Annotated in this window: 18 protein-coding genes; 12 read left to right on the top strand and 6 right to left on the bottom strand. The window is 46.2% G+C overall.

What is annotated here, in order from left to right; genetic code table 11:
• The 5 genes from PHE37_RS13135 to PHE37_RS13115 all read left to right on the top strand — a co-directional run.
• Nucleotides 1-1,100 (top strand): 4Fe-4S dicluster domain-containing protein (locus PHE37_RS13135; protein ID WP_299994903.1); only part of this gene is annotated, 1,100 nt, incomplete at its 5' end.
• Entirely contained in the window at nt 1,100-2,284 is a 1,185-nt protein-coding gene (locus tag PHE37_RS13130; protein WP_299994904.1) for an ethylbenzene dehydrogenase-related protein, read from the top strand. The genes PHE37_RS13135 and PHE37_RS13130, both read left to right, overlap by 1 nt.
• Nucleotides 2,284-2,688: a hypothetical protein gene (locus PHE37_RS13125; RefSeq protein WP_299994906.1), complete on the top strand. Its 405-nt coding sequence runs from the start codon at nt 2,284-2,286 to the stop codon at nt 2,686-2,688. Before PHE37_RS13130 ends, PHE37_RS13125 begins: the two co-directional genes overlap by 1 nt.
• A 102-nt stretch (nt 2,689-2,790) precedes the next feature.
• Entirely contained in the window at nt 2,791-3,360 is a 570-nt protein-coding gene (locus tag PHE37_RS13120) for a molecular chaperone TorD family protein (protein WP_299994907.1), read from the top strand.
• Nucleotides 3,353-4,444, top strand: coding sequence for a 4Fe-4S binding protein (locus PHE37_RS13115; protein WP_299994909.1), 1,092 nt, complete (start codon nt 3,353-3,355; stop codon nt 4,442-4,444). The genes PHE37_RS13120 and PHE37_RS13115 overlap by 8 nt, the downstream gene beginning before the upstream one ends.
• 64 nt (nt 4,445-4,508) lie before the next feature.
• Here PHE37_RS13115 and PHE37_RS13110 read toward each other — a convergent pair whose 3' ends face one another.
• From PHE37_RS13110 to moaC, 3 genes are read right to left on the bottom strand one after another with little or no spacing between them, the layout of a single operon-like run.
• Nucleotides 4,509-5,558 carry a DUF6781 family protein gene (locus tag PHE37_RS13110; RefSeq protein ID WP_299994912.1) on the bottom strand — a complete coding sequence of 350 codons (1,050 nt, stop codon included), beginning with the start codon at nt 5,556-5,558 and terminating at the stop codon, nt 4,509-4,511.
• A 9-nt stretch (nt 5,559-5,567) separates the two neighbouring features.
• Nucleotides 5,568-5,837 carry a DUF493 domain-containing protein gene (locus PHE37_RS13105; RefSeq protein ID WP_299994914.1) on the bottom strand — a complete coding sequence of 90 codons (270 nt, stop codon included), beginning with the start codon at nt 5,835-5,837 and terminating at the stop codon, nt 5,568-5,570.
• Entirely contained in the window at nt 5,803-6,288 is a 486-nt protein-coding gene (gene moaC / locus PHE37_RS13100; protein ID WP_299994916.1) for a cyclic pyranopterin monophosphate synthase MoaC, read from the bottom strand. Before moaC ends, PHE37_RS13105 begins: the two co-directional genes overlap by 35 nt.
• Nucleotides 6,289-6,567: 279 nt before the next feature.
• Between moaC and PHE37_RS13095 the strand changes: the two genes are divergently transcribed.
• Nucleotides 6,568-7,452: a hypothetical protein gene (locus PHE37_RS13095; protein WP_300008740.1), complete on the top strand. Its 885-nt coding sequence runs from the start codon at nt 6,568-6,570 to the stop codon at nt 7,450-7,452.
• On the opposite strand, the gene mobA is transcribed toward PHE37_RS13095, so the two are convergent.
• The 3 genes from mobA to PHE37_RS13080 all read right to left on the bottom strand — a co-directional run bounded on the left by mobA (nt 7,394) and on the right by PHE37_RS13080 (nt 9,686).
• On the bottom strand, nt 7,394-7,969 hold the full coding sequence (mobA, locus tag PHE37_RS13090) for a molybdenum cofactor guanylyltransferase MobA (protein ID WP_299994933.1): 576 nt from the start codon (nt 7,967-7,969) through the stop codon (nt 7,394-7,396). The genes PHE37_RS13095 and mobA overlap by 59 nt on opposite strands.
• A gap of 40 nt (nt 7,970-8,009) precedes the next feature.
• Nucleotides 8,010-9,119 (bottom strand): metallophosphoesterase, encoded by a 1,110-nt coding sequence (locus tag PHE37_RS13085; RefSeq protein WP_299994920.1) that lies wholly within the window; start codon nt 9,117-9,119, stop codon nt 8,010-8,012.
• Nucleotides 9,120-9,218: 99 nt separating this feature from the next.
• Nucleotides 9,219-9,686 (bottom strand): DUF2780 domain-containing protein, encoded by a 468-nt coding sequence (locus tag PHE37_RS13080; protein ID WP_299994922.1) that lies wholly within the window; start codon nt 9,684-9,686, stop codon nt 9,219-9,221.
• 290 nt (nt 9,687-9,976) lie between these two features.
• On the opposite strand from PHE37_RS13080, the gene PHE37_RS13075 reads away from it, so the two are divergent.
• The 6 genes from PHE37_RS13075 (at nt 9,977) to PHE37_RS13050 (ending at nt 16,050) form a co-directional block, all read left to right on the top strand.
• A complete protein-coding gene (locus tag PHE37_RS13075) occupies nt 9,977-10,372 on the top strand; it encodes a hypothetical protein (RefSeq protein WP_299994924.1) in 396 nt (131 codons plus the stop codon).
• Between the two features lie 96 nt (nt 10,373-10,468).
• Entirely contained in the window at nt 10,469-11,458 is a 990-nt protein-coding gene (locus PHE37_RS13070) for an amidohydrolase family protein (protein ID WP_299994926.1), read from the top strand.
• Nucleotides 11,455-11,769, top strand: coding sequence for a metalloregulator ArsR/SmtB family transcription factor (locus tag PHE37_RS13065; RefSeq protein WP_299994928.1), 315 nt, complete (start codon nt 11,455-11,457; stop codon nt 11,767-11,769). Before PHE37_RS13070 ends, PHE37_RS13065 begins: the two co-directional genes overlap by 4 nt.
• Entirely contained in the window at nt 11,766-13,898 is a 2,133-nt protein-coding gene (aas, locus tag PHE37_RS13060; RefSeq protein ID WP_299994930.1) for a bifunctional acyl-ACP--phospholipid O-acyltransferase/long-chain-fatty-acid--ACP ligase, read from the top strand. Before PHE37_RS13065 ends, aas begins: the two co-directional genes overlap by 4 nt.
• Nucleotides 13,895-15,166 (top strand): MFS transporter, encoded by a 1,272-nt coding sequence (locus tag PHE37_RS13055; RefSeq protein WP_300008738.1) that lies wholly within the window; start codon nt 13,895-13,897, stop codon nt 15,164-15,166. The genes aas and PHE37_RS13055 overlap by 4 nt, the downstream gene beginning before the upstream one ends.
• Nucleotides 15,163-16,050, top strand: a complete 888-nt coding sequence (locus PHE37_RS13050; RefSeq protein ID WP_300008736.1) for a neutral zinc metallopeptidase — start codon at nt 15,163-15,165, stop codon at nt 16,048-16,050. The genes PHE37_RS13055 and PHE37_RS13050 overlap by 4 nt, the downstream gene beginning before the upstream one ends.
• Nucleotides 16,051-16,053: the final 3 nt, after the last annotated feature.

The raw sequence follows: 16,053 nt of genomic DNA, 5'->3' as shown, positions 1-16,053 counted from the left end.
AGATGTCTAAACGACAATTAGCAATGGTAATGGACCTGAACAAATGTATCGGGTGCCAAACATGTACCGTAGCATGTAAAACGCAATGGACGAACCGTAACGGTCGTGAATATATGTATTGGAATAATGTTGAGACCTATCCGGGTACCGGTTATCCTAAAAACTGGATGGAGTTGGGCGGCGGATTTGATGCTGCCGGCGATCTTCAACCGGGTGTTATCCCTAATCTTGAAGCCGATTACGGGGTGCCTTGGGATTATAACTATGAGTCTTTGATGGGCGGTATGGCAGATAGCCAACACTTCCACCCTCACGTTTCTCCTACATGGGGACCAAACTGGGATGAAGACCAAGGTGCGGGTGCATTCCCGCAAGACAACTATTTCTTCTATCTTCCGCGTATTTGTAACCACTGTACAAATCCGGGTTGTTTGAGTGCGTGTCCTCGTGACGCGATCTTCAAACGTGAAGAAGACGGTGTTGTTTTGGTTGACTTGGATCGTTGTCAAGGGTACCGCTATTGTATCGCGGGATGTCCATACAAAAAAATCTATTTCAATCCGAAAATCTCTAAATCAGAGAAATGTATCCTTTGTTTCCCACGTATTGAGCAAGGTTTGCCACCGGCATGTGCACAACAATGTGTTGGACGTATCCGTTTCGTAGGATTCTTGGATGATGAAGATTCACAAGTATATAAATTGGTACACAAATACAAAGTAGCGATCGGTTTGCGTTCTGATTACGGTACACAACCGAATGTATACTATATTCCTCCGACCGAGTCTCCTGCTAAATTTGATGCAGAAGGGAAAATCATCGAAGGTTCAACGCGTCTTCCTATCGAAGAACTTGAAAAATTATTCGGACCTGCGGTACATGATTCAATCGCAACATTGAAAGCAGAGATGAAAAAACGTAAAGAGACAGGTGTCAGTGAATTGCTCGATCTTTTGATCGCATATCAACACTCCGATATGTTCCGTTTGGACAACAACTACTATCAACAAGTAGCGAAAGAGAACAAACGCAATCCATTGGCTCCGGTAGATACACGTTATCTCGCCGGTAAGTTTACTAAAGCTGGAGGACACCACTAATGAAAAAGATTCTTACTTCTATACTTTCGTTGGGTCTTGCAGCTTCTGCGGCGCTAGCCGCAGATACAATTACAGCGGTAAAAGTAAGTGATGTTAATGATGCTGCCTCATGGGCAAAAGCAAAATTTTCAAGCGTGACACTGTATCCGCAAACTGCCGTTCATATGAATGATAAAAAAGCGAATGCGGCAAATGCAGACGATAAAGCAAAAAAAGCGGATGTTGCCGCATTATATGATGGAAAAAACATCGCGTTGATGGTCAAATGGGCTGACGGGTCGAAAAGTGTTCAAGGTGCTTACTCATCTGACACATACAGTGACGGTTTTGCGGTTCAATTTGCCGGAGCAACTAAAGGTTCTCAAGCCCTTCCGTATATCGGGATGGGTTCAAACGGCCGTCCTGTTGTTGTTCATTTGCAAAAAGCAACTGAAAAAGTATATGAGCCAAACGGCAATAAAGATGTATCGACACAAATTAACCGACAGCAAACTGGTGTATTCGGTCAAGAACTTGCGGATTACGATGCAAAAGTGGCTTCTTTGGCAAAAACCGATTACGAGCGTGTATTTGTAGCGGAAGGGTTCCGTTCATTGACAGAAATCAAAGATGGTTCCGTTAAATCAAATGCTTCAATGTCATATGCGAATAACGGCTGGAGCGGAACTGTTGTACGTCCGCTTAAAGATGACTATGTCAATTTCAAAGGAACGGTTCCGGTTGCTATCGCTGTATGGGATGGAGACAAAATGGGACGTAACGGTTTGAAAAACCTCTCTTCATGGGTAGCCGTAAATTTGGAAGGGATGAAACCTGATACAAAAGTTGTTGCTGAAGTGACAGAAGAATCAAAAGGTAACGCAGAAAAAGGAAAAGTGGCACTAGATGCAAACGGTTGTGCAGGTTGTCACCAAATCACGTCTAAAGATGCCCCGAGCTTTATGGGACCATCATTGGCAAACGTGGGTGGTTACTCAACTGTTGCGTATCTTCGTGAGTCAATCTTAAAACCGTCTGCGGTTGTCGTACCAGGTTATAATCGTAATGCACATAGTAATACTCCTTGGTATACAATTGAAAAAGGTAAACGTATTTCAGCGATGACTGACTTTAGCTTTTTGGACAAGAAGACGGTTGAGGACATCGTAGCGTACCTCAAAACTCTCAAAGCGGAGGTAGAATAATGAAAAAGATTGCATTGTTATGCGCCGTGCTGGTATTCAGTGCGTTCGCAGGTGAACCTGAAGGGCAAGAGTTCGACGGGTTATTGACAACTCCAGGATGTGCGGCTGAAGGTTCATTCTCAAGCTGTTATTTGGAAAACTACAGCTGTGGTTCAGACGGATGTTTTAGAAAATCAGAACCGGGTTCGATGAAAAAAGTGCCATTGGCATTGTTCCAGCACAATACCGGTAAAACATACATCGTAGATGTAACAAAACTAAAAGCATCAGAACTTGGTGAAGGGTACAATAAAAACGGTGTTGTTATCGTCGGAACGCTTGATGAAGCGACCAATACGATTCATGCAACTGAGTTTAAAGCTCCCCCTCCACCGAAAAAATCATTCTTTAAAGGGTGTTTATAACACCAGCCTAACCCCTCTTGGGGTTAGACTCTTAATTGTCTAAACTTTGCTGTCTCAAAGTCCTCATATGACACAATCCTGTACTTTTTTTAGGAACAATTGATGAATAACGAATACCGTCTTTATATCTATGCCTTTTTATCGCGTGTTATGAGCAATATCCCAGACCGTCGTTTTATCCATGACCTCATAAGCAATGATGCACTCTTGGAGATTATCGGTGAAGAGACGAAAGCGTGGATGAAATCAACTGATGTTGAAGCACTGTATGATGCTCTGAATATCGATTATACCTCAATGTTCATCCTCAATACACAACCTGTAGAATCGTTTGTATTGGATGCTAAAAATGAGACCCTTGTCGGATTGCAAAATCCGGTTATGGGCTTTTATTTTTCACACGGATTTGAGGTAAATATGAATCAAACGGACATTATGGCACCGGATCATCTGGGAATAGAGCTTGCGTTTATGCAAACCTTGGTTTATCGTAATGAGATGCAACCGCAGAGTAAGTTTTTGGAAGAACATATCATTCCGTGGGTAGTGCCCTATATGATGGGAATGCGAAGTATGGCGGACACCCCTTTTTATAGAGAGATCTGTGATTTTACCGTTGAATTTTTGAGTGCGGATTACGAATATTTATCACAAAGTGCTACACATGGGTAATATGAATTTCATCCAAAAGAGCAATCTTTTTAGTTTTACGGCTACACGATGTCTGCGTAACGAATATTTTCATAATGATTGTCATATATGTATCGATTTGTGTCCAAAAGGGGCTTTTCACATTGTTCGCAACAAATTGACACTTTTTGAAAATGAATGTGTCGGATGTGCGGGATGTATCGGAAGTTGTCCGACGGAAGCGTTGGAGATTGAGAGTTTTGATCCGAACGGTTTTGCCGTATCGTATCAGGATCAAAAAGAGACAACGCTTTCATGTAAAGTCTCGACGCCGTGTTTAGGTGTTTTTGACGTCGAACATTATGCCGTCATGGCATTACGTTCAAATAGAAGCGTACAATGTGATCTGAGTCATTGTGAAGGGTGTGTCCTGAACCAAAACGGAGTTCTTGGCGAATCGATCCGTTCAACAATCGAAGAGACCAATGTATTGTTAGAACAAATCGGGGTGGAACACCGTATTGATACGATAGAGGTTAAAGAAGAGCAGAGTGAGCGCCGTGCATTGTTCCGAAAAGGGATTGAAAAGGTTAAAACATCCATTGTGAATACGAATGAATCCCAAGCTCATATCGCGATGACAACCGCACATCATAAGCTCCCAGATATGAAAATGCCGCTCAAACGTATTTTGCTCAAAAATTCGCTTAAAGAGCGGGTGGGAGATATGGAAAAAACGACTTTTGAAGGGCCGAGTTCTTTGTTCTTTAACAAACAAATTGATTTTCAAAGCTGCACCAACTGTGGGGAGTGTACACAATTCTGTCCTACGGATGCATTATTCCCTACATCCGATAAACAGGGAATCTTTTTCAGTCAAGGAAAATGCATCGGATGCGGTATTTGTGAAGACATTTGTAAACCTAAAGCAATCAGCGGAAAAAATGAATTTGATTTTGTGAGTATCGCATTTGAGCGAGCAGAGCAATTGGTTCACTATGATATGGTGATGTGTCATGAATGTCGATGTCCGTTCCCATACAAAGGGGGAGACCCTATTTGTGATCGATGCGACAGTTATACAAAGCAGTTTAAAAATATGTTTACCATGGCTAAAGATTTATAATCTTAGTTTGCGGTGAACGTGCCGAATCTTGAATAAGATTCGACTCTCTAAGAACGAACGGAAATTATTTTTTCTCCATGGCGTCTTTTGCCCCCTTGATCGCACCGTTCATAGCCGACTTGGCTACACTCCACGCTCGGGTCCCCATCGCTTTAGCTTCTTGAGCTGATTTTGATTTGAGTAATTTATTACCGCGCTCCGTAACTCCTTTTTTAATTTTTGCGAGTTTGGTTCTGAGCAATTCGACGGTCTCTTTAGAGAGGTGTTTAAGCTCATCCGAACCGGATGAAAGTTCATTATTAATCACTTCAAGCTGAGCGATTAATATCGGGTCATTATGTGCATTCAAACCGTGTATGATCTGGGTATAGAGGGTATCGACATTGTCAAGTTCCATTTCGATCGTTTTATATTCGTCACGATAAAGCGCTTTGACCTCTTCGGGAACATAAAGGAGATACTGATGAAATTTTTCGATAGAGCGAAGCAATGCATTGTGGATTCCGTGCAGTGTCCCGCGTAAAATAATCTCAGCTTGATTCGGAGACGCTTCAGCAATATTGAGTGCATTTTGGAGAATACTTGCAAGGATCCGGCGTATTCGCGTTGCATTGAGGACATTGGCGTTAAGAGCGGTGAAGGTGATCTCTTTAATGATCTCTTCAAGGGTCTCTTCGGTATCGATCCCTTTTTCCAGTGTTGTAATAATGGCACTCTCAGTAATCTCTTCGAGAATTTCCAACAGATCAATCGATTGGAGTTTCACTTGATGGAGCTTTTCAAGGGTCTCTTCATTGCCGGATAGATGTTTTTCCAACGCATTGTAAAGGTTATACTTGAGGTGCTGAAGGTCTTCACTTTTACGTGCAATTTGGCGTTCGATGCGCTCTTTTTGCGCCATGAGCTCTTCAAGTTCACCATAGAGCGTATGCCCTTCTTCTTCAATCATGGCTCCGGTAAAGATACGAAGTTCTTGGAGTGAGAGTGCATGGGGAGAAGTTGCCCATTCACTTTCCAAAGCACCGACCATCTCAGATACTTTTGCATCGATTTCACCGGTTGTGAGAGAGTTATAGCGGTTTTTAATATCCCGTTTAAAGGTTTCTAGATTCATATGTTTCCTTTAGAGTACCATTTTAATATGAGGGTGCGCCTTGAGCGTTTCGAAAAAATAGGTTCGTTCGTCTTCATTATGGATTAATAATTCTAAGTTCATGCTGATGTATTTTCCGCTACGGCTTGTATTTGAAGGATTTAAAGAGTATTCCCGTGAACTGAAAATTTCCATCGCAGCAATCTCAATGCCGGCACGTTCGTGTGCAACGACCTTATAGCACCATTTGCACGGATATTCCAATTCAAGCTTTTGAGTTGTTTCGTTGATAATCACCACTTTTGCCTCCTGATTTGGTTTCAAGCTGAATAGGACCCAGCACCATCGATTTGTCAATGGCTTTAAGCATATCGTAGATGGTTAAAAGCCCGATGCTGGTGCCGGTAAGCGCCTCCATTTCAACTCCCGTCTGACCGCTCAATTTTGCCGTAACCGTTAATTTGAAGCCGGGTAAATCGGGCAGCTCTTCGATGTCGCAGTGAACCCCGCTGAGGTTCAGCGGGTGACACATCGGGATGAGGTCGGACGTTTTTTTGGTACCCATAATGGCGGCTACTACCGCAGTCTGAAGGACGGGCCCTTTTTTTGCGGTTTGGTTTATGACTGCTTCGAAGGCGTCAGAGCTCATTGTGATAAGACCGCTGGCAACGGCAACGCGTGCAGTCGTATTTTTATCGGACACGTCAACCATTTTCGGACGGTCACGCTCATCTAGGTGGGTTAGGTTCATAATTAATCTCTTTTATCCTGTTTTTGAACCCCAAAGGAATAAAATCCCTTCGGCTACGCTGGCCGCAATGGCGCTAAAGCTTGCCTCTTTGAGGCAGAGGTATTATTGTTATTATAGCTAAGAGTTGTAAACCTTAATATGATTAAAAAATAATCATATTAAGGTTAAAAAATGGGCTATAGTTTTGCCATGAGACTTTGGGGCTGCTAAAGAGGGCAGGTAATGCCAGAGTGCTCATCATTATGAATATCAAAATAAGAAAAAAAAGGGGGATATACAATGCAAGATTTAGTACGAAGTTACGCTGCTAATGCCCCGTTGATTCAAAAATTTATCTTAACAACATTAGGAAACGTTAGTCTTAAAACACTGAATGTCCAACTTGTGGAACGACTGTACAAAACATTCCCGAGTTTGGAATTGCTGTATAAATGTGACGAAGGGTTTGTTCAAAATTCACCTAATATCTATTCGACGAGTAAAGAGGAACACCACCATATCGGAGTGGATCGTTCCTATTTGATCGATGAGGTGGCGATTCAAAAAGGATTTTATATCAGTGAGCCGTACATTTCAACGGCTACCCGTCATTTGTGCATCACCGTAGTGTATGCGGTAGGGGACGGATATCTCTTTTTTGATTTCCGGCTTCGTAAATTACTGGAGCGGTTTGATCTGATCGAAAAAAACAATTTGTTCAAGTATATGAATCGGTCGTCGTATGCCATAATCGGCGGCGGATTGCTATTTTTCGGTGTGTTTGTCGTATTGTACGGATTTTATACCTTTGCCGGCTATCTGATTGCGGAAGAGCCTTTGAATATCGATGCGGTATTCAAGCCCATTATCGCATTGACACTCGGACTTGCCGTCTATGATCTGGGGAAAACGATTTTTGAGCAGGAGGTGCTGCCGCGAACACAGCATGTGAGTGAAACATTCAATGCGAAAACGCTGCTTAATTTCTCCGTATCGATCATTATCGCATTGCTCATCGAAGCGTTATTGGTTGTATTTAAAATTTCGATCCATAACTACAAAGACCTGCCGTATGCGTCGACACTGATCGCGGCACTGGCCTTTTTGCTGCTGGTCTTTGCCGTCTTTATTTATCTTGTCCGCAAAAGCGAGAAAGAGCCTCTTGATATTCGTGTGGATGATTGAGGTTTGCAAACGCCTCTTCATCTGTGAACTCAACGTATTTGGTTTCGCGTGAAGCGAGCAGTTTGCCTAAACGATGATCCCCTTCACGCAGCATTCGCTCAAACTCTTCGAGCAATGATCTGTGATAGATACCGCACAAGGGATGGGATCCTGTTGCCGTTTTGGCAATAACCGCGTCGAGTCCTCTCTCATCCGCATCGATTAATGTTTGGAACACTGCATTATCAATAAACGGGGTATCGACGCTGAGTACCATGATCCGATCATCCTCTATTGCACGAAAGGCACTGACAAACCCTGCCGTAGGGGCGTAATCGACCTCTTCGGGATCGAGGATGAAATCGGCATCAAAATCAAACTTGTCGGCCGTTTTGGTCGAGACGGAAACACGGGTAAAAAGTTTGCTGAGACGCTCATGCTGAAATTGTGTCAGTGTGGGAAACTCCCCAAACGGGAGCAACGATTTATCCTCTCCCATACGCGAACTTTTGCCCCCGGCAAAAAGGATGCAGTGCATATCAAACAAAATCAACTCCTATAGTAATGATGCAATTGTATCATGACCATGTGATACAGGTGATTTCGGCGTGCGAACCCAGACGCATCGGCGGCCCCCAAAAACCGATACCGCTGTTGACATAGATATGGCGGTTGTCTCCCAGCGAATGGAGCCCTTTTAGATAAGGCTGTGCCAATGAGACCAGATATCCGAACGGCCAGACCTGTCCGCCGTGCGTATGGCCGCTGAGGATGAGGGAGGGGGTGAACCCTTCGAGATATTCGATGTATTTGGGCTGATGGGCTAACAATAGGGTCGGTGCATCTGCCGGAATCCCTGCCATCGCTTTGGTAATATCCGGAACAAAGGTATTGCTGCGGTATCCGAAGAGATCGTATACCCCTGCAATATAAAAATCGTCAATTTTCATCGAGGTGTTTTCCAGAACATGGATACCGATCGTTTTCAGATACGCGATAGTGTCGCCTACGGAGTGGAAATATTCATGATTGCCTACAATGTAATAGGTGCCGTAGCGGCTTTTGAGGTTGCGAAGCTCGCCGATGGCATCTTTGAGCGTATCGATATGCGCATCGGTCAAGTCACCGGTTATTGCAATTAGGTCAGCATTGAGAGTGTTGATCGTTTCCACGCTTTTGGAGACAAAATCCCGCTCTATCAATCCCCCTACATGCATATCGCTGATTTGGACGATGCGGTACGCTTTGCCGCCGAAACGGTTTTGGCGGATATCGATACGGTTGAGGATCGGCTCTTTTGCCCCCTCCACCACACCTGCACCTATATAAGCACTTCCGAGGGTTAAAAACCCCAGATCGGTAGTGCGTTTGAAAAAGATCCGCTTCTCTTCTTTGAACGGAGCAATCCGCTGCAAAAGATGGAGCAGCTCATACAGAATGATTGCCATCAAAAGGATAAATCCGAACCCGATACTGAGGGAGAAAAGAAAGTAGAGAAATTTAGGGGGACTGAAAAAATAACGGCTGGAAAGATAACCCAAAACGGCGATCATGTTGGCGATCAGGAGGTATTTCAGCCCATGTTTGGTTGAGGGTTTGATGTGCAAATGGTTAACGATACGGGTGTACGCTAACGAGTGGATCAGACTAAAAAGAAGCGTCAGTATTAACGGAAATAAAATTTGCATGTTCATGCAACTATTGTAACGAAATATGGTCAATATATGAGGCTTGGAAAGGTAAGAATATCTCCTTCTTTTCACAAAGAGGAGATAAAGGGGAGAGTATTATTTTGCGAATGCCGCGGCGAGGATTTTATCCATTCCCGGAGTTGCACCGTCTTGGAGATATTGGAGCACAATCGGCGAAAATTTACCGACCATTGATGAATCCATTCCCAAAGCGGAGAATTGGGTTCCAACATTTCCCATTCCGAGCAATCCTGCCGGTGCGGCATTTAGAAGGGTTCCCGCTTGCGGTACTTGTTTCGTAAGGGTGGTGAAATCGCTCGCGCTCATATTGCCTTTGGCGTTATTGATAAGCGCGGCTGAGCCTCCAATCGCCTGCGTCGGAGTAACTCCGAGCGTAGTCGTGAGATTTTTGATGAGAGGGTTTGAGATCAGAGCACTGTCGGCGATAGGGGCAGCGGTTTGGGCTACCGGAGCCACGGTTTGCATTAAAGAGCCGAAATCAAAAGCTCCTGCCGTTTGTAATGAACCGAATAATAGTAAAGTTGCGAGGCTGATTGAACGCATGGTCATCTCCAAATAGTGTATTTTCAAAGTATAGCTGATCCAAAATATAACCCGTATTATATTTTGAGGCTACTCTATTGTACGATAAGAATGTAGGTAAATAGTTGTCATGAGAGAGAAATATGCTGTGATTTAATAACAAAAATAACTTAATTTTAGTTTGCTTATACTAAAATTGATCATACTAAATGTGAATATTTTTTAGAATTCATGATGATCGGCGAAGAAGATACCCAAACATTTACAGAGCTGCTGGAAGCGGTGATTAAAAAGGCGGGGGAGAGGGATGTATGAGAACAATAAAAACATGTAATATAAATTTAATAAGGCACTTTCGGATAGTAAATATTTTACTGTTATTTATGGGCTCATTGTCTCTCCATGCCGAACAATCAGTGCTTGGAGAAAAAATTGATTGTGAGAAGATAACACAAAGCAATTCGATCATGGTGAAAGAACACGCTATTTCTATTCTGACACACAGCAATATATTTAAAACTTTTGTCAAACAATATCCTGCGGATACTAAATTTTCGTTTCCGTTAGAGATGATCTCTATTCATGACGGTAAAAAATGCTTTATGGAAATATCAGCTTATGTAGATGAGACTGATCATTATTCATTGGTAGGCAGTTTTGTGGTGAAAGATGGGAATAGAGTGATGATTTCCAAAATAAATGAATAAACATCGTTATGCCGATTATCTGATGCTTCACTTCAGAATAACTTCAGCAAATTACACGTAACATGTCAATATTTCTAAGTTTTTAGGAATATAGTTATGAAGACGATCGATATCCATACTCACCTTCTCAGCAGCGATGTCGCGTTCCAACGTTCGTATGACAAAATAGCATTGCGCTTTTTTGCCAAAAAGTTCGGGATGAACCCCAAAGCGCTCGCGCGTGATCCGTACGGCGAATATACCCGCGCGCTGGTTGAGTCGGTCAGAAGCTCTCAGCACGTCGAGAAAATCGTCCTCTTCGGTGTCGATGATCGGGTCGATGATATGGGGAAGAGTCTGCACAAAGACATCACTGTCTGTGCGACCAATGAGGACGTGGCGGCACTATACCGGGGGAACGAGGATGTCATCATTCCATTTTTCTCGATCAACCCCAACCGCCCCGATGCGCTCGATCTCATCGACCGCTACGCCGATGCTGGATTTGCCGGAGCGAAGTTTTTGCAAAACTACTGGGGGGTTGATACCCGTGAAGAACGTTACCGCCCCTATTTCGACAAACTCGCACAGCGCGGTCTGCCGCTGATCGTCCATGTGGGAAGTGAAAGCAGTGTCCACTCTTTTAAATCGTGCGAGAGTATCGAGATGCTCGATCATCCGCTGGAAGCCGGAGTGCAGGTGATCTGTGCCCATATGGCGCTGAGCTATGAGCCGAGACATATTTTTAAAGCTTTCTCCAAAAATCCGAAACATTTTAACGACGAGTATTACATTCTCATCGATATGCTCAAAAAGCATCCGAACCTCTACGCCGATATCAGTGCTCTTCTCACTCCCGTACGGGCAAAAGTATTGCGCCATCTGAGCCGACAGAGCGATATCCATCATAAGCTCCTCTTCGGTACTGATTTCCCCGTACCCTTTAGCATGGTACTCAACAGCTACGATCTGCCCTATCGCAAACGTTTCGAGCTTTCGCGCGAAGCGAATCCGTTTGACCGCTATGCCAAAGGGATACTGGAATATTTCCCCGCTGAGAATCCTATCTATACCAACTACACCAAACTATTAGGAACAACCGCATGAAAACCAATTATACCGATGTACTTCCACCTGAGTGGAAACCGATGTCCGATATTTTTACCGCGCTGGGGGATGAACACCGTCAGCGGATGCTGATGCTATTCGAACCCGATGAGCGGCTTACCGCCGGACAGATTGCGGATGCCTCGACACTGGCCCGTACGACCGTATCGCACCATCTCAAGATTTTACGTCAGGCTGAGGTGTTGTTGAGCGAGAAAAAAGGGAAAGAGGTGTGGTTTTGGATCAATAAGCCTCTGCTGGAGCAAACGTTTGGAAATGTACTGAAGTATTTAAAAGGGAACAGCCAATGATTAAAGCGATTTTATATGTGATCGTCCGCTTTTTGTTTCGGGTAAAAGTGGTCGGAACGTTTCAGCGCGAGGAGAACCATACGGTCATCATCGCCAACCATCAATCATTTTTGGACGGATTGATTTTAGGGCTCTTTCTTCCGATCCAACCGGTGTTCGTTGTCAATACCGAAATTGCCAAACGTCCTCTTGTACGGATGTTTCTCTCGCTCAGCGAATATCTCGTCGTTGATCCCGCCAATCCGATGGCGGTCAAGCAGATCATCCGCCTCGTTGAGAGCGGACGCCCTGTGGTTATCTTCCCTGAGGGTCGGATTACGACGACGGGGAGTCTGATGAAAATCTATGAGGGGTCCGCATTTGTCACCCTGAAAACCGCAGCGACGATCCATCCGGTCATCATCGAAGGGGCGACGTTCAGTACCCTTTCGCGTATGGGGGGCGATTATCCGACCCGGTGGTTTCCTCAGATCACCCTCACGTACTGTACTCCGACAAAACTGACAATAACGGAGGGGGGAACGGCTCACCAAAGACGTACCAAGTCGGGCGAAGCGATGCGGACGCTGCTGCAAAAGTGCCTCTTCGAATCACGCCGAGCGAATACGCTGCACGGAACGTTTTTCGATGCCGTTGATATGTATGGCAGTTCCCGTAAAATCATCGAAGACACCAAACAGATCGAATACACCTATCGTCAACTGCTCACAATGACGCTGGGGATGGGACGACTGCTGGGACGTCACAGTGCCGCCGGGGAGACGGTCGGAGTGCTGATGCCGACGGCGGTGCCGACATTGGCACTGATATTAGGGCTCAGCTCTGCGGGGAGAGTCCCTGCAATGCTCAACTTTACCGCCGGAGTGGACGGTCTGCAAAGTGCGTGCGAGGGTGCCGTGATCAAAACGATCATTACCTCAAAAGCGTTTGTGGAGCAGGCTAAATTAGAGAGCAAACTGAGTGCATTGCACGGTGTCAATATCCTCTACCTCGAAGATCTCAAAGAGGAGATGACACTGTCTGATAAACTTTGGCTTATGGGATATGCACGCTATTTTCCGCGAGACGTGAGTGTTCACTCCGATCCCGCGTCGCCTGCCGTTGTCCTCTTTACCTCCGGGTCTGAGGGGAAACCCAAAGGGGTCGTCCTTTCCCATGACGCTATTTTGGCAAACATCGCCCAGATTCGTGCTATCGTCGATTTCTCTACCGAGGATAAGGTGCTTAATGCCTTGCCGATTTTCCACTCTTTCGGGCTGACGGCAGGGACATTGCTCCCCATTTTGGGTGGGATACGTCTCTTTCTCTACCCGTCACCTCTGCATTATCGGGTTATTCCCGAGATCGCGTATGACCGATCGTGTACGATCTTGTTCGGGACGGGGACGTTTTTGAACAATTACGGCAAGCATGCCCATCCGTACGATTTTTACCGCTTGCGCTACGTCGTAGCAGGTGCGGAAAAACTCTCGGAGAATGTGCGTGATTTGTGGTTTGAGAAATTCGGGATACGGATTTTCGAAGGGTACGGTGCGACCGAAACGGCTCCCGTTATCGCGGTCAATACCCCTATGGCCTATCGAAGCGGCAGTGTCGGGCAGGCATTGCCGGGGATTGAGACGAAAGTGATCCCGGTGCCGGGAATCGATGCGGGGGGGATCTTACACGTCAGAGGTGCCAATGTTATGAACGGGTATCTGCGCTCGGAGCGTCCGGGATTCCTCGAAAAGCCGGCTTCCGATGCGGGCGAGGGATGGTACGACACAGGCGACATCGTCACCATCGACGAGGAGGGGTTTATCCGAATTTCAGGACGGGTGAAACGGTTTGCCAAGATTGCGGGGGAGATGATCTCCCTCGAGTCCGTCGAAAAACTGGCATTGATTACGTCGCCGAGTTTTTCGCACGCCGTCTCATCTCGGAGCGATGAGTCCAGAGGAGAGATGATCGTTTTATTTACCACGGATAAAGAGATGGGGCGTGATGCTCTGCAGCAGAATGCGCGAGTCCAAGGCTATCCCGAAATCGCCGTTCCGAAAAAAATAGTGTATGTTGAAGCGATCCCGGTGCTCGGTACCGGAAAAACCGACTATGTAACCTTAAAAACTATGGCAAGCGAGATCGTATGAGCAGCCCGATGTATCTGCTAAAAACACGCCGTTTCGCACCACTGTTTACGACCCAGTTTTTGGGAGCGTTTAATGATAATCTCTTTAAAAATACCCTTGCGGTCATTTTGACATTCCAAGCCGCAGAGTGGACGTCGCTCTCGGCGGGGCTGATCGCTCCGCTGATCGGTGCCGTCTTTATCCTCCCGTTTTTCCTTTTTTCAGGCTTAGCCGGGGAGGTCGCGGACAGCTTTGATAAAGCACGCTTGGCGCGAATCGTCAAAGTGTGGGAAACGGCGCTTATGATCATCGCTACCGTCGGGTTTAGTGTCCACTCTTTTGGCCTGCTCATGGCGGTGATCTTCGGGATGGGGATGCACTCGACGCTGTTCGGTCCGATCAAATACTCGATCATTCCGCAGCACATGGGGGAAAATGAACTGGTGAGCGCCAATGCCCTGGTCGAATCGGGGACATTTGCCGCAATATTACTCGGAACGATCAGTGGAGGGCTTTTGGCTGCCCATCCGAACGGCGGTGTGATCGCAGGGATTACGGGGAGTGCGGTTGCGATCATCGGTTATATCGCCAGCCGTCAAATCCCGACGGCCCCTTCGCTCACTCCCGATCAGCCGTTAACGTTTAATCTGTTTAATCAAACCCTGAACTCGGTTCGGCTGGCAAACGGCAATCGGGTCGTGTTTCTCTCGATCCTCGCCATTTCATGGTTCTGGCTCTATGGGGCGCTGCTGCTCTCGCAGTTCCCCTCTTTTGTGAAAACGGTATTGATGGGGGATGAAGCGACGGTAACGATTTTACTCAGCCTCTTTACGGTCGGTATCGGTGCAGGGTCGATGGCATGCGAACGGCTCTCTCATCATACGATCCGCCCGTCGTTGATTGTTGTCGGGGCGATAGGAATGTCGATTGCCGGCATCGATTTTGCCCTCAACGCCCAGAGCTTTCATGCCGTCGGTGTGCTCAACAGTAATCCCGAGTTTTGGCGCATCTTGGTTGATCTGGTGTTGATCGGGGTATTCGGCGGGTTGTACAGCGTCCCGTTGTATGCGATCATGCAAAACCGAAGCGATGCGCAAGTGCGTTCGCGCATTATCGCCGCCAACAACATCCTCAATGCATTGTTCATGGTCGGCGGTGCGGTGGCGACAATGGTGCTTTTGGAAAACGGATGGAGTATCCCGTCCATTTTTCTCATGATAGCGATCGCGACGGCGTTGGTTGCAGGGATCATCGCTTGGAAAATCAAACAGATAGGAGAAGGGGAATGAAGTGGGAAGATTTGAAGCGAAGCACGAATGTCGAAGATTTACGCTCTCAGGGCTCCGGAGGGCGGATGAACTTTGGCGGTGGAAGAGGGGTGAATCTGCTCATTCCGATTGTCCGATTTTTGATGGGGACCAATATAGGACGGATCGTTTTAGTGATAGGGGTTGTTGCGTATTTCATGGGGTACAATCCTCTGTCCTTGCTCGATACGCAAAGCCAAACACGCACTAACACGGCTGTTAGTAAATCGGACGACGACCGCAGTGTACAGTTTGTAGCCGCCGTTTTAGGGCAAACGGAAGAGGTTTGGACGAAGATATTCGAGCAAAAAGGGCTGACCTATCCCAAACCGAAGTTAGTGCTGTTTCGCGGAAGCATACAAAGCGGCTGCGGTTATGCCGACGCACAGGTGGGACCGTTTTACTGTCCTACGGATCAAAAAGTGTATTTGGATCTGAGCTTTTTCGATGAGCTTTCCCAGCGTCACAATGCCCCCGGAGATTTCGCCCAAGCATACGTGATCGCCCATGAGATCGGCCACCATATCCAAAATCAGCTCGGGACATTGGACAAAGCACATAGCGTCCAAGAGAGATCAAACAAGACCAAAGGGAATGCCGTACAGGTCAAAGTGGAGCTTCAAGCCGACTGCTACGCCGGAGTATGGGCTTACCACACCCAAAAAGAAAGAGCGGTACTCGAAGAGGGGGACATCGAAGAGGCACTTAACGCCGCCAGTCAGATCGGTGATGACACTCTCCAAAAGCAGGCGCAGGGATATGTCGTCCCCGATGCATTTACCCATGGAACGTCGGCTCAGCGGATGGAGTGGTTTAAAAGAGGGTTTGACAAAGGGACGTTGGAAGCGTGCAATACTGGGGTATAGCCC

It is taken from the genome of Sulfuricurvum sp. (assembly GCF_028681615.1).
In the GTDB taxonomy this organism is placed as follows: Bacteria; Campylobacterota; Campylobacteria; order Campylobacterales; family Sulfurimonadaceae; genus Sulfuricurvum.
This window is presented reverse-complemented; position numbering and strand designations above follow the sequence as displayed.

What these genes read in the sequence shown, in the direction of transcription:
- PHE37_RS13130 (WP_299994904.1), top strand. Translation starts at nt 1,100, where the DNA reads ATGAAAAAGATTCTTACTTCTATACTTTCGTTGGGTCTTGCAGCTTCT.
- PHE37_RS13125 (WP_299994906.1), top strand. Translation starts at nt 2,284, where the DNA reads ATGAAAAAGATTGCATTGTTATGCGCCGTGCTGGTATTCAGTGCGTTC.
- PHE37_RS13120 (WP_299994907.1), top strand. Translation starts at nt 2,791, where the DNA reads ATGAATAACGAATACCGTCTTTATATCTATGCCTTTTTATCGCGTGTT.
- PHE37_RS13115 (WP_299994909.1), top strand. Translation starts at nt 3,353, where the DNA reads ATGGGTAATATGAATTTCATCCAAAAGAGCAATCTTTTTAGTTTTACG.
- PHE37_RS13110 (WP_299994912.1), bottom strand. Translation starts at nt 5,558, where the DNA reads ATGAATCTAGAAACCTTTAAACGGGATATTAAAAACCGCTATAACTCT.
- moaC (WP_299994916.1), bottom strand. Translation starts at nt 6,288, where the DNA reads ATGAACCTAACCCACCTAGATGAGCGTGACCGTCCGAAAATGGTTGAC.
- PHE37_RS13095 (WP_300008740.1), top strand. Translation starts at nt 6,568, where the DNA reads ATGCAAGATTTAGTACGAAGTTACGCTGCTAATGCCCCGTTGATTCAA.
- mobA (WP_299994933.1), bottom strand. Translation starts at nt 7,969, where the DNA reads ATGCACTGCATCCTTTTTGCCGGGGGCAAAAGTTCGCGTATGGGAGAG.
- PHE37_RS13085 (WP_299994920.1), bottom strand. Translation starts at nt 9,119, where the DNA reads ATGCAAATTTTATTTCCGTTAATACTGACGCTTCTTTTTAGTCTGATC.
- PHE37_RS13080 (WP_299994922.1), bottom strand. Translation starts at nt 9,686, where the DNA reads ATGCGTTCAATCAGCCTCGCAACTTTACTATTATTCGGTTCATTACAA.
- PHE37_RS13075 (WP_299994924.1), top strand. Translation starts at nt 9,977, where the DNA reads ATGAGAACAATAAAAACATGTAATATAAATTTAATAAGGCACTTTCGG.
- PHE37_RS13070 (WP_299994926.1), top strand. Translation starts at nt 10,469, where the DNA reads ATGAAGACGATCGATATCCATACTCACCTTCTCAGCAGCGATGTCGCG.
- PHE37_RS13065 (WP_299994928.1), top strand. Translation starts at nt 11,455, where the DNA reads ATGAAAACCAATTATACCGATGTACTTCCACCTGAGTGGAAACCGATG.
- aas (WP_299994930.1), top strand. Translation starts at nt 11,766, where the DNA reads ATGATTAAAGCGATTTTATATGTGATCGTCCGCTTTTTGTTTCGGGTA.
- PHE37_RS13055 (WP_300008738.1), top strand. Translation starts at nt 13,895, where the DNA reads ATGAGCAGCCCGATGTATCTGCTAAAAACACGCCGTTTCGCACCACTG.
- PHE37_RS13050 (WP_300008736.1), top strand. Translation starts at nt 15,163, where the DNA reads ATGAAGTGGGAAGATTTGAAGCGAAGCACGAATGTCGAAGATTTACGC.